The 12727-nt window shown below is 59.4% G+C and carries 11 protein-coding genes and 3 tRNA genes; 3 read left to right on the plus strand and 11 right to left on the minus strand.

The features are described from left to right. Positions 1-105: 105 nt before the first annotated feature. The 3 genes from pntB to IAU67_RS05650 all read right to left on the minus strand — a co-directional run bounded on the left by pntB (position 106) and on the right by IAU67_RS05650 (position 3616). On the minus strand, positions 106-1593 hold the full coding sequence (gene pntB, locus IAU67_RS05640) for a Re/Si-specific NAD(P)(+) transhydrogenase subunit beta (RefSeq protein ID WP_151841735.1): 1488 nt from the start codon (positions 1591-1593) through the stop codon (positions 106-108). Positions 1594-1596: 3 nt separating this feature from the next. Then, positions 1597-3141: a Re/Si-specific NAD(P)(+) transhydrogenase subunit alpha gene (locus tag IAU67_RS05645; RefSeq protein ID WP_151841736.1), complete on the minus strand. Its 1545-nt coding sequence runs from the start codon at positions 3139-3141 to the stop codon at positions 1597-1599. 399 nt (positions 3142-3540) lie between these two features. Next, positions 3541-3616 (minus strand) — tRNA-Glu (locus IAU67_RS05650). Positions 3617-3823: 207 nt separating this feature from the next. Here IAU67_RS05650 and IAU67_RS05655 point away from each other — a divergent pair. Together IAU67_RS05655 and IAU67_RS05660 are read left to right on the plus strand one after the other, a co-directional pair. Further along, positions 3824-4450, plus strand: a complete 627-nt coding sequence (locus IAU67_RS05655; RefSeq protein WP_151841737.1) for a lipoprotein LpqH — start codon at positions 3824-3826, stop codon at positions 4448-4450. A gap of 48 nt (positions 4451-4498) precedes the next feature. Next, positions 4499-5008, plus strand: a complete 510-nt coding sequence (locus IAU67_RS05660; RefSeq protein ID WP_151841738.1) for a lipoprotein LpqH — start codon at positions 4499-4501, stop codon at positions 5006-5008. A 64-nt stretch (positions 5009-5072) separates the two neighbouring features. Here IAU67_RS05660 and IAU67_RS05665 read toward each other — a convergent pair whose 3' ends face one another. Continuing rightward, entirely contained in the window at positions 5073-5741 is a 669-nt protein-coding gene (locus tag IAU67_RS05665) for a copper chaperone PCu(A)C (RefSeq protein ID WP_187767864.1), read from the minus strand. 220 nt (positions 5742-5961) lie between these two features. Further along, entirely contained in the window at positions 5962-7140 is a 1179-nt protein-coding gene (locus IAU67_RS05670; RefSeq protein WP_187767865.1) for a CynX/NimT family MFS transporter, read from the minus strand. 96 nt (positions 7141-7236) lie between these two features. Between IAU67_RS05670 and IAU67_RS05675 the strand changes: the two genes are divergently transcribed. After that, on the plus strand, positions 7237-7677 hold the full coding sequence (locus IAU67_RS05675; protein WP_151841741.1) for a carboxymuconolactone decarboxylase family protein: 441 nt from the start codon (positions 7237-7239) through the stop codon (positions 7675-7677). Here IAU67_RS05675 and IAU67_RS05680 read toward each other — a convergent pair. The 6 genes from IAU67_RS05680 to gltX form a co-directional block, all read right to left on the minus strand. Further along, entirely contained in the window at positions 7669-7986 is a 318-nt protein-coding gene (locus IAU67_RS05680) for a lactococcin 972 family bacteriocin (RefSeq protein WP_151841742.1), read from the minus strand. The genes IAU67_RS05675 and IAU67_RS05680 overlap by 9 nt on opposite strands. Continuing rightward, positions 7983-8636 (minus strand): ABC transporter ATP-binding protein, encoded by a 654-nt coding sequence (locus IAU67_RS05685; protein WP_225723453.1) that lies wholly within the window; start codon positions 8634-8636, stop codon positions 7983-7985. Before IAU67_RS05685 ends, IAU67_RS05680 begins: the two co-directional genes overlap by 4 nt. A gap of 8 nt (positions 8637-8644) precedes the next feature. Beyond that, the gene (locus IAU67_RS05690) at positions 8645-10555 is read right to left on the minus strand and encodes a hypothetical protein (protein ID WP_151841744.1); all 1911 of its coding nucleotides are present in this window, start codon (positions 10553-10555) and stop codon (positions 8645-8647) included. A gap of 357 nt (positions 10556-10912) precedes the next feature. Further along, positions 10913-10985: transfer RNA gene (locus IAU67_RS05695), tRNA-Glu, on the minus strand. A 1-nt stretch (position 10986) separates the two neighbouring features. Beyond that, positions 10987-11058, minus strand: a tRNA-Gln gene (locus IAU67_RS05700). Positions 11059-11236: 178 nt separating this feature from the next. After that, entirely contained in the window at positions 11237-12727 is a 1491-nt protein-coding gene (gene gltX / locus IAU67_RS05705) for a glutamate--tRNA ligase (RefSeq protein WP_151841745.1), read from the minus strand.

The following is a 12727-nucleotide window of genomic DNA, read 5'->3' on the forward strand; positions in this document are numbered from 1 at the left end:
TTTCAATAGTTTGGTTATCTTTTCTTCCCCATAGAGCAAGCCGCCGATCACCAGCGGTGATCGGCGGCTGTCGTTGAGCGTGCGCAACCTTAGCGCAGTCAGGCTCTACAGGTGGGAGATGATCTCCTCCACGGTCTTCTTTGCATCGCCGAGCAGCATGTCCGTGTTCTCGTTGAAGAACAGCGGGTTCTGCACGCCGGCGTAACCGGAGCCCATGGAACGCTTAAAGACGATGACCTTGTCTGCTTCCCACACCTTCAGCACAGGCATGCCGGCAATTGGCGAGCCAGGCTCTTCGGCGATCGGGTTCACCGTGTCGTTTGCACCGATGACCAGCACAACGTCGATGTCGGCGAAGTCGTCGTTGACCTCATCCAGCTCCAGCACGATGTCGTACGGCACCTTGGCCTCGGCCAGCAGCACGTTCATGTGGCCAGGCAAGCGGCCAGCAACAGGGTGAATACCGAACGTAACGTCCACGCCCTGAGCCTTGAGCTTCTCTACCAGGGTGGCCACTGGGTACTGAGCCTGCGCCACAGCCATGCCGTAGCCCGGGGTGATCATGACGGTCTTCGCACCCTTCAGCAGCTCCGCGGTCTCCGCCGCGTTAACCTCAGTGTGCTCGCCGTACTCGCGGTCGTCAGAAGCAGCAGCCTCGCCACCGAAGCCACCCAGGATCACGGACACGAAGCTGCGGTTCATTGCCTGGCACATGACGTAGGACAGGTAGGCACCGGAGGAACCAACCAGCGCACCAACGATGATGAGCAGGGGGTTGCCCAGCATGAATCCAGCGGCGGCAGCTGCCCAACCTGAGTAGGAGTTCAGCATGGACACAACCACTGGCATGTCGCCACCACCGATGGCGGCAACCAGGTGGAATCCCAGGAACAGAGCCAGGGCCAGCATCACGACCAGCGCGATCCAGGACAGGACCTGGTTGTCGTGGCCGGAAGCAATGAACACAACCATGCCCACCAGGGACACGATGATTACCAGCAGGTTCAGCAGGTGACGAGCAGGAAGCACCAGTGGCTTACCGTTCATCTTTCCGCTCAGCTTCAGGTACGCCACGATGGAACCGGTCAGGGTCACAGCACCGATGAACACGCCCAGGTAGACCTCACCCAGGTGGAAGGCCTCGATGGCCTTGGTCTTCTCATCGGGCTGGATGAAGGAGTTCACACCAATCAACACTGCCGCAAGTCCCACGAAGCTGTGCAGCATCGCAATGAGTTCGGGCATTTCGGTCATTTCGACCTTCTTCGCCCGTGGGATACCAATGGCGGCACCCAGCAGCATCGCCACAGCGATCAGGAGAACGGTGACAACTGGACCGTTGGTGGCGTCGCCCCCATCGTTCGCGTTAATGACAGCCTTGGCGATCGTCGCGATGAGCGCGATGGTCATACCTGCCATGCCGAAGCGGTTACCGCGGGATGCGGTCTGCTGCTTGGCCAGTCCGGCCAGCGCCAGGATGAACAGCAGCGCTGCAACGATGTACGCGAGGTTCGTAATCTTATCCGTCCATTCCAGGACGGTGGGGCTCACCTTAGAGGTAGCCTCAGCCTGTGCGAAATAAAGAGCGTTCATGGGTTAGTTACCTCCGTCGAACATGGTGAGCATGCGGCGGGTGACGAAGAAGCCACCGAAAATGTTGATAGAGGCCACAACAATCGCCACGAAACTTAGGGCAGCAACCGCGATATTCGAGCTACCGACCTGTAGGATTGCGCCAACAAGGATGATGCCGGAGATGGCGTTGGTCTCACTCATCAGCGGGGTGTGCAGCTTGTGCGTCACCGCGGTGATCACGTAGAAGCCCACCACGATCGCGAGCATCAGCAGCATGTATTCGCCGGCAACCTGCATGGGGCTGGCCAGAATCAAGGCGATACCCAGCAGTGCGGCGATGACCTTCCACGCGCCGGACTTCTTGGTAGGAGCCTCCTCGGCCTGCTCGCCAGCGGCAGCAGCAGCTGCGGGCGCTGGCTGCGCAGGCGCAGCAGAGACCTTCACTGGTGGTGGCGGCCACAGAATATCGGCAGATCCGGCTGCTTCCCCGGTGGAATGGGTGACGGTGATACCGCGAACGATCTCGTCCTCCAGGTCGAAGACCAGCTGGCCATCCTTGCCTGGGGTCATGAGCTTCAGCAGGTTCACGATGTTCTGACCATACAGCTGGGATGCCTGTGCAGGCAGACGACCAGCGAGATCCGTGTAGCCGATGATGCTCACACCGTTATCGGTGACGGTGATCTCACCCGGCACGGTCAGCTCGCAGTTACCGCCGTTAGCCGCGGCCATATCGACAATCACGGAGCCGGGCTTCATGGCTGCAACGTCCGTTGCGGTCAACAGCACGGGAGACTTGCGGCCCGGGATGTTCGCGGTGGTGATGACGATGTCTGCGGCGGCGGACTGCTCAGCGTAAAGCTTGGCGGCAGCCTGGGCCTGGTCCGCGGTCATCTCCTTGGCGTAGCCGTCCTCGGACTTTTCGGTCTCGGCCTGGATAGCAACGAACTCCGCACCCATGGATTCCACCTGCTCGGCGGTCTCCGGACGCAAGTCCGTAGCCTTGACGATCGCACCCATGGAGTTGGCGGTACCGATGGCGGCCAGTCCGGCCACACCCGCACCAATCACGTAGACGATCGCTGGCGGCACCTTACCGGCTGCAGTCACCTGACCGGTGAACAGGCGGCCGAAGGTGTTGGCAGCCTCAATCACGGCGCGGTAGCCGGCGATGTTCGCCTGGGAGCTCAGCACGTCCATCGACTGCGCACGGCTGATACGCGGCACGGTGTCCATGGCGATGGAGGTGACGTTTTTGTCCGCGAACTCCTGGATCAGCTGCTCGTTGCGCGCAGGAGCAAGACGGGCGATGAGAGCCGCGCCTGGCTTCAGATCTGCCCGCTGCTCTGCGGTGGGCTCGTCGAGAGCGGTAATAATGTCCGACTGCCACACTTCTTCGCCGACGATACGCGCGCCGGCTTCTTCGTACTGAGAGTCGGGGTAGTTGGAATCGTCGCCCGCTCCAGATTGAACGGCAACGTCGTAGCCAAGCTTGATGAGCTTGCCTACGGTGTCTGGGGTGGCCGAAACCAGGGAGGCTGGTTCTCTCGGAATACCAATAAGCAAGGGAAGGCTCCTCTAGTTCACACAACACCCGTGCTCCCCGTGCGGCGCGCCTCTATGTGATGGCGCGCGACAGCATAGGCAGCAGGGCACGTTGTGCGTGAGTGATCTGTCCCCGCACGCACGCCAGCCTGTGCCCGTTCGGGGCCTGGCTCTGGCGTGACTGCGAGCACAATTAGGTCAGAATGTAGGTAGTTCTAAAACTATAGGAGAGGCGCGAGAATGTGTACCGCGATTTGAGAAAACTACCCCCGTTTATCCCAATATCCGAGAATGTCCAGCGTATGGCCCCTACCCTATGGGGTAACGCCCGGGGGTGGTTTCCCACACCCCCTGCGCGGAAATGCCACACCCGCTGATACACCACAACCGCCGACACATGGTCGGCGGTTGCTGATCGATTGGTACCCCGTACGGGATTTGAACCCGTGTTACCGGCGTGAGAGGCCGGCGTCCTAGGCCGCTAGACGAACGGGGCGTTCACACTGTCCGAGCACTTCTTCTCGAAGCGCTCCACTGTGCAGTGTTCTCTAAGAACTGTTCTCTAGGAACTGTTCGCTCGGAACTCCAAAAACTTTACACACCCTCCCCACCTTTACCTAATCCCCAGGTCACAGGCCGTATCCTGCCGCCGCTCCCCATCGGCATTCAACCGCTCGCCCATAATTGGCTAAGATGGTCTGCTATGAATAAACAGGTCCGAATGCTGATCGCTGCCTTGTTCGCCATCATCGTACTCATCAGCCTCGTCGTGGTGTTCAAGTTCACGGGCGACAGTGCTGACGATACTGCGTCAAGCTCTGCGTCCCAGTCCTCCCCTTCCTCCGACGCCAGCGCGCCACCCACCGCCTCAGATACCCCCGAGGATCCCGCGCACCCGGCCGACCCCAACGCCGAGGACGCACCCCGTCCCGAGGATAACCCTGAGGAAGGAAAGCCCCCAGCCGCTCCCGCGGCTGCACCGTTTGTAGGCCAGCTGGATAACCAACCCTTCGACGTGGTGAACCCACGCATCGAATGCCACTCGGAAGCACAGTTCACGCAAATCACCGCCACCGGCCAGGGCGACCAGCCGGGCCGCTTCGCCGCGGCACAGTTCAACGGCAATGACCGCCTCATGTCCGTCTCCCTCGGCGACGGCGCCACCTCCCGGGGCTACGTGGTGGAAACCGCCTCCAACCAGGGCCACGCCACCTTGGAGCGGATCGGCGACAAGACCTACCGAATCGCCGGTGATGCCCTCGAAGTGGACTACAAGACCATGAACGAAGCAGGCACCAAGCCCTTCAGCTTCGACATCACCTGCCCCTAAAGCCTCCCCGCTCATTTCTCCCCTCCCACGACAGGAGCCATCCACCCCATGACCACACACATCTCCCCCACGTTTGCGAAGCGACTTTACGGCGCGCTGGGGGCGTCGGTCCTCCTCATCTCCCTCGGCGCCTGCGGTCGGGAGGAAGCCAGGGCGGTGATGTACACGGCCACCCTGGACGGCGAGCAATTCCAGACCGACGACCCGACCGTCACCTGCACGGACAACGGCGGCCTGAAGGAGATCACCGTGGGCCACACCCAGCAGGACGGGGGTGAGGACGCGGCCCCCACCAACTACATCACCGCGCTCATCAACCCCGACGGCACGTTCGTGGAGGACATCACCATTAGCGACAACTCCACCTTCAACTTCACCTATAGCCCCTACAGAAAAATCGGATCCGCCAGCGCCGGCGAATCCGATGGAACTTACAGCATCAAGGGCGAGGGACAGATGACCCGGCTGGATAACCAGGACCAGGACACGCAGGACCAGGACGCCCCAGAAAAGCTGGTGCCCTTCGAGCTGGAGCTCACCTGCCCGAGCGAACACTAAAACGAACACTCGGGCAGATCAGCTCGGGCAGCTCTGAAGGGCTCCGAGCAACAACTAGATGGGACTAGTTGTGGTCGTGGTGGTCATGGTCGTGACCATCGTGGTCGTGGTGGTCGTGATCGTGACCGTCGTGGTCGTGGTCATCCGAACCGTAGGACTCGTTGCCCGCACCAATCTCGCGGCCCTCAACCTCGGTCTTAAAGGTCTCGCCGTCCTTGGTCTCAAAGACGATGGTCAGGTCGTCACCTGGCTCCACGTCATCACGGAGGTTCAGCACCATCAGGTGCTCGCCACCTGGCTTCAGCTCCTTGGACTCGCCGGCCTTGATCTCGAAGCCGCCTTCCTTCTTCTGCATCTTGCCGTCAACCACCTCGTGAAGCTCGAAGGTAGCACCTTCGTCCTTCATGTCCTCGATGGAGAAGCCCGTGATGGTGATGTCCTTATCGGTGTTGTTCACCAGGGTTCCGAAGCAGGCGGTCATGTCAGCCATCTCGCCGTCCTTGGCCTTATCTGCGGATGGCTTCGCCTTGCAGAATCCGTTCTCGAAGGTCAGGCCGGTGCTGGACTTCGCGGACTCCGATGCGGAGGACATCGCGGAGGATGCCGCGGACGTTGCCGACGATGCGGCGGAGGATGCAGAGTTCTTTGCCTCCTCAGCGTCGTCGGAGCTGCAGGCGGCGAGGCTACCACCCAGGGCTAGAACGGATACAACGGCAAACGCAGACTTCTTCATGCGCATATAATCTCTCCTTATATGTTGTCGCACAGCGACCCTCGGTGAGCCGCGTGCAGCACAGTCGTGGCACCTGGGGGTAACACAACCAGGCTGTGACACCTTCAGTCTAGCCAGGTATGCGTCAGCGCGGCCGGCCCGTTGCCCGCCTTTGGGGTTAGAGCAACACACTGTGCGAGCCTCGGGGTATCTATGGACACAGACCCCTGCGGGCATAGAGCTAGTCGACGGTCGTATCCTTCGCGGCGGCCAGACCACACAGCAAGCACAGCACCGAGACAGCCACCATGATCCACAGTCCCGAAGTCCACTGGCCGGTGGCGTCGTGCACAGCACCCAACAGGATCGGTCCACTGGCCGCGATGACATAGCCCATGCCCTGCCCCATGCCGGACAGCGCCGCGGCGGTTTCGGGTTTGCGAGAACGCAGGGCGAACAGGGAGAGGCTTAAGGCGAAGGCAAGGCCACAGGCGATACCTTCCACGAAGATCAGCAGCCCGGCAATCTGTGGCGCGTGCATGAGGATGATCAGCGGCACACCCATCATGACGGCGATGGCGACCACGATCGCCCGTTGCCCACGCAGGCGGCTCAGCAGCACGGAGCAACTGAAGCTACCGACCAGGCTGCCGATGTTCATGAACGCCTGGTGCACGCCGGCGGCGCCCGCGCTGATGCCCATGGATTGTTCGATGGAGCTCATCCACGCCACGATGACGTAGAACATGGCGGACTGGAACCCCATGAATCCCGTGATCGCCCACGCCAGGGGATGTTTCCACGGGTTGAAACTGCTGCTGGGAACCGTACCGACGCCGGCCTCACGCCCCGCACGGCGCCCTTGAATAATCAGATGCGCGAATGCTGCCAGCGCCATGACGCACCACACGGAGGTGGCCAGTCGCCATCCCGCCTCTCCCCACCCGGAGGCATGGGAGATGGGCACTGCAAGTCCCGCGGCGATGGCAGCGAATCCCGCCTGCACGGCCGCGTAGGTACCCGTCACGAAACCGATGCGGTCGGGAAAGTCCCTCTTGACCAGCGCGGGAAGTGTCACGTTCAAAGTGGCGATAGCCAGGCCGATGAAGCCGGTACCCACCCACAACAACGCGGCAGCCGGGAGCGAGCGCACGATCAAGCCCACGGCCAGCAGTCCTGTGCCGGCGATCAGCGTGCGCTCGATCCCCCAGCGCACGAGCAAACGAGGCACCAGGGGCGAAACAATCGCGAAGACCAACAACGGCAGCGACGTCACGATGGACACCTGCGCTCCCGTGAGACCAAGGTCAGCTTGGATGTCACTCACCACAGGCGCCACGGAAGTCAGCGCCATGCGAAGGTTTGCAGCAAGTAAGAATAATCCCAAGAGAGCTAAACCGAAGGAGCGTTGAGTAGACATATCTACCATTTGTACTCCCCTACTTTCGGTTACTTTCACCCGGGTTCGATGTGTTCTACCCACTGAGATCGCCGCGCTGTGGTAAGCAGTGGTCACATGAGCGATTCACAATCTTCTGCAGCACACAACTCCGATCACACTGAGGATGGACGCTACGACGCGGGCATCCGCGTCCGCCGAGAGGTCATGGGTGACGATTTTGTGGACGCGGCCCTGGAGCGCGCGGCCGGTTCCGATGGCGAGGAATTGCAAAAGCACGTCACGGCGACCGTGTGGGGGTCCGTGTGGACACGTGACGGTTTGTCGAAGCGGGATCGCTCCCTGCTCAACATCGGGATGCTGGTGGCGCTGCGCGCCACTCAGGAGCTGCGCGGCCACATTAAGGGTGGGCTGGCTAATGGGCTGACCCGAGAGGAGATCACGGAGGCGATCATTCACTCCTCGGGATACTGTGGCGCCCCGGCGGCGCTGTCCGCGATGAAGGTCGCGCAAGAGGTGCTGGAAGCGGAGCTTGGCCCGAAGGACCCGTCAGCATAGGGACTTATTCTGTTCATCCCCTAGGGCGGACAACCAGCGGGACGGGGCTTCCGCACGCGCCCAGGAATCTCCTGCCACACAGCCAGAGTCCACAAACTGATGGCCCCGAACGGATGCGCTATGTGGTGCGTCATGCTTAAAGTTTGACCAGGTACGTCCGCCCGAGGATCCAAAATCCCACTCCCCGCCCTCGTGGGGATACACCGTCTGCGCTCCTTGCTCAGAACCTCCCAGGACAAGATAGCCCCCTCCACCGAGCAGCAGTGCTGCCCCGGCGAGCCCGGCCCACAGAGTCTTCTTTTTCTTCATGAGTTTTCTCCTAGTTCTATCGTTCGGTCCGTCTGCGCAATGACCCAGGGATCGTGGCTCACTACGATGACCGCCGCACCGTGGTCAGACAGTGTTCTTAAGTGCGTGAGCACAGAGGCTGCGTTACTTCTATCCAGGGACGCTGTGGGCTCATCAGCCAGGATAACCTCGGGCTTTCGCACTGAAAGCCTCGCAATAGCAACACGCTGTTGCTCACCGCCACTGAGCTGATACACACGATGGTTCTCGTAGCCCTCTAGCCCCACTTCGGCCAACGCTTGGGCAATGTCTTCGGTGAGCTGTCGTCCTCGTGCACGACTGCCTAAGGCGATATTTTGGCGGACGGTATCGTTATCAATTAGTGCATAATCCTGAAAAAGATAGCCCACAGATTCTCGACGCATACGCATCCGCTGCCGTGCGGAAGCGGATGCTAGAGGGATACCTTTGATGTCAATGTCGCCGTTGTCAGGCCGGTCGAGCAACCCCAAGCAATTGAGTAGCGTGGATTTGCCACACCCCGAAGGCCCTGTGACGCTCACTAATTCGCCGGAGGACACATCGAAGCTCAGCTTTTCCCACAGCCTTCGGCGTGGCTTCTTCTCTCCGACAGCCTTCGAGACATTTTTTACCGAAACCATGACAGTCATTGCGGAAGTCATCTCCTTGTCACTACGAGTGAGCGCTGCGTCCTTCGCCCCAGGACAAGGCCGCTTGCAGGAATGCTTGTACTAACGAACAGTGCCAGCGTTATCCACCACGCGCTACTGGGGACGTGGAACAGCGCAATCAATGCCGGGTCCGCGGCACCTTCGGCGGAGCCACCAGCCTCCCACGCTCGCGCGGTTGCCGCACGAGTGAATAAGAAATACAACACGCAGGCACACACTATGAGCTCGGCACCAAGTGCAGTCAGGAGAGGCCGAATTGGCCACCGCGCATGCAGGTACGCGGCTCGAAGCCGCTGGTGGAACACTTTCATGAAGCTCAACCACACAGCCAACGAGGCGATGCAGCACAGCAGTACAGTGGCAACAAATCCACCAACATAGACCCACAGAATCCTTCCCATGGCCTGGTGATGCTGGGACCACGTCTGGCTCATCGGCACCGCTGCGCGCACGAAGCTTCCGACTTCTCGGTCATCGTGCAAGCGTTGAAAATCATCATAAGAACTCAGGAGAACGTCATGTTGTGTGACGCTCGCGACGAGGTTGCGATCGGACAGGCCAATCAGGTCATTAGGCATCACAACCACAATAGGATCATGGGTTTCAGCACGGTTCATCCACTCATCCAGCCCCACTTCCCAGGTCCGTGCACGGGAATCACCGGCACGGTAAACAGCCGTGTGTACCCTGGCCTCTCCCACAATCGGCGCCAGCAGCTCATGACTATCCACTGCGGCTGGCAGTGAATCCGGCACAAGCACCAACGGTTGTTTATCTCTAGGCTGCTCACCGAAGCTACGGCTCACTTCACCTGAAAGTGAGTTTTCGGCAGCAGTGGTGTTATACACCATGATGTCCCTATCAAGATGGCTGCCTGGGGTCATGCCGGAATCTCGAAATTGAGCGTACAGCAGTCGATTCTGTGAGGAGATGTCCCTCATATGGCTCGCAAGACGGCCACTTGCTTCGTGGAGATCTTCCAATTTCCTAGCACCGCTTAGAGTAAGGCCATACGCCGAAGGACTATTCCGCCAACCGTCTACCTCGTCTTTTTGCTCATTCCACTCAGTTGTATAGTTCAGTGCTCCAATAGACAGCGACGCAACAGCAATGCACGCACCTATGCGTACGGCAAACATACTCACCAAAACAGACTTTGCGGGAAGCTTTCCTTTTAATAGCTGCACCACAGGGGCGATCTTTAAGAGAAAAAGACCCACAAACAACGCGAAGATGCACGCCACAAGCGCGATGCCAATAAAAGCTGCTTGGAAAAGAACAAGTTGGTATGCAGAAGCAGTATTGGAATACCACCACAGGAGTACGTCGACCAGAACAACAGCGGCACTAGTGGCGGTAAGTAAGGTACCTCTCGCAGCAGAGAGCTCCGCTTTCGCACGACTCAACAATCCGATTCCATGCAGCCTTCGCACCGCATCGGTGTGGGAATTAAGAACGATCCCAACAAAGACCAGGACAAAGCCAATGCCTATCATCAGGGCTGCCATTTTCCCTAATGCGGTGCCTCCCAACAGGTACATCCACTGTTGGTTCTCCGGAATGTGATAGGTCACTCCGCGGGCGTCCAAGTAAGATACCAGCTCTTGTAGAACGTCGTCTCCACCGATGACCTCGAACATCTGCCGATAATCACCGTGAGGCAAGTCCTCCAGTGGCCGCACATCTAATGGAGGTGTCCCAGGCAGTCCTTGATAACCCTTGTGTATCCAGCTTTCAGCCTTATCGCCTGCAGCGTAAGCCACTCGCCCCTCGAGCGTTGGGATTTCAACGAGGATTGTCGCGTCATGCTCGGTAACGATTCTGCCGAGATCACGTACAAGAGAATCCGCTGAGGAATCCCCTCCCTGATCGTGCGGCGCGAATGTTTGAATCTGCACAACAGACCTCACACCAGCCATCTCGGAGTGCTCGATAGTTGAGCTGGCCCAGAATCCCAGAACTGCGCCGAGGGTGATAACAAGCACCAGGGCGCACCGAATTAATTGTGTACCAGACAGCGCCGAGACACGCCGGCGCTGCTGTACATCATGCGACTTCGAGAAATCCAATGTCAGTCCCAATTCTCGGAGATCCGCCTACAGTGGCGAGTACTTTTTCGTGGCGCCATGTCATCTCCTCAAAGAACCCACAGGATTTTAACCAAACTTAGCCTAAACTAATACACAGCATTTAACAAGAGATATACAACAACGAAGAACTCCCGATCCTGATGTGGATCGGGAGTTCTTATCTTGTACCCCGTACGGGATTTGAACCCGTGTTACCGGCGTGAGAGGCCGGCGTCCTAGGCCGCTAGACGAACGGGGCGCTGGCCTACCAGGACTCGAACCTAGAATGACGGTACCAGAAACCGTAGTGTTGCCAATTACACCATAGGCCATTGTTCGTGCTGCTCAGCAAGCAAACTCCCCGAGGTAATTTCTTACCGGTGGACTCTGTTCGCTGTCCGTGCAACGAGAGTAAATATAACCAGAGAAATTACATGAATGCAAATCCCCTGGTCATAAGCACTTTTTACTCACATGAAACGCTGCTCAAAACGCGCGTTTTATGGCGGGCTACTGCTCCGCCACATAGGGAGTCTGAGCCTGAGCCGCCTTCAGGCGTGCCAGCGTGGACTCCTTCCCCAGCAGCTCCATGGACTCAAACAGCGGCGGGGACACAGCGGCACCAGAGATGGCCACACGCAGCGCTCCATAGGCCTTGCGAGGCTTGAGCTCCATCTCCTCAATAAGCTTCGACTGCAGAGCGTGCTCAATGTTTTCCGTGCGGAACTCCTCCTCGGACAATCCCTCCAGCTGAGCAATCGCCACCTGCAAAACCTCTACTGCGTCTTCCTTCAGGTTCTTCTTCGCGGACTTCTCATCCAGAACCAGATCCTCATCTGCGGTCACCAGGAATTTCAGCAGGCCGTGGGCGTCGCCCAACATCTTGATGCGGGTCTGCACTAGCTCTGCGGCGAAGGCGAATTTGTCGGCTGGGTAGTCCGCCGGGAAGTCCTTGTAGGTCTCCAGGTACTCGCGCAGGCGCGTGGTGAAGTCCTCCAGATCCAGCAGGCGGATGTGGTCAGCGTTAATGGCCTCCAGCTTCTTCTGATCGAAGCGGGCCGGGTTGGGCTTCACGTCAGCAACATCGAAGTTGTCGATGAGCTGCTGCATGGAGAAGATATCCTCGTCGGCAGAGAGGGACCAGCCCAGCAGCGACAGGTAGTTCAGCATGCCCTCGGGGATGATGCCATTGTCCCGGTGGTTGAACAGGTTGGACTCTGGATCGCGCTTGGACAGCTTCTTGTTGCCTTCACCCATCACGAAGGGAAGGTGTCCAAACGTCGGTACCTGCTGGGCCACGCCGATGCGCACCAGCGCCTCGTAGAGGGCGATCTGGCGAGGAGTGGACGGAAGCAGGTCCTCGCCGCGCAGCACGTGGGTGATCCCCATGAGCGCGTCATCCACCGGGTTAACCAGCGTGTACAGCGGCTGGCCATTGGATCGTGCGACCACGAAGTCAGGGACGGTCTTGCCGTCCACGTTCATCTCTCCACGCACCAGATCCGTCCACGTGTACGTGCGGTTATCAGGCATGCGCAGGCGCCAGACAGGCTCGCGGCCTTCCGCTTCAAATGCCGCGATCTGTTCCTCGGTCAAGTCGCGGTCGAAGTTATCGTAGCCCAGCTTCGGGTCGCGACCGGCGGCCTTGTGACGCTCTTCTACCTCTGCCGCGGTGGAGTATGCGGGGTAGACGTCGCCGGAGGCCTTGAGCTTGTCCAGTACCTCGGCGTAGATGTCCATGCGGCGGGACTGGCGGTACGGCTCGTGCGGGCCACCCACCTCGATGCCTTCGTCCCATCCCAGGTTCAACCACTTCAACGAGTCGATGATGGCCTGGTAGGACTCTTCGGAGTCTCGGGCGGCATCCGTATCCTCGATGCGGAAAATCAGTTTTCCGCCGGTGTGCCGGGCGTAGGCCCAGTTGAACAGGGCCGTGCGGACCATGCCGACGTGGGGGGTTCCGGTGGGAGAAGGGCAAAATCGTACGCGTACATCACTCAT

The sequence above is a fragment of the Corynebacterium zhongnanshanii genome, assembly GCF_014490575.1.
Lineage (GTDB): Bacteria > Actinomycetota > Actinomycetes > Mycobacteriales > Mycobacteriaceae > Corynebacterium > Corynebacterium zhongnanshanii.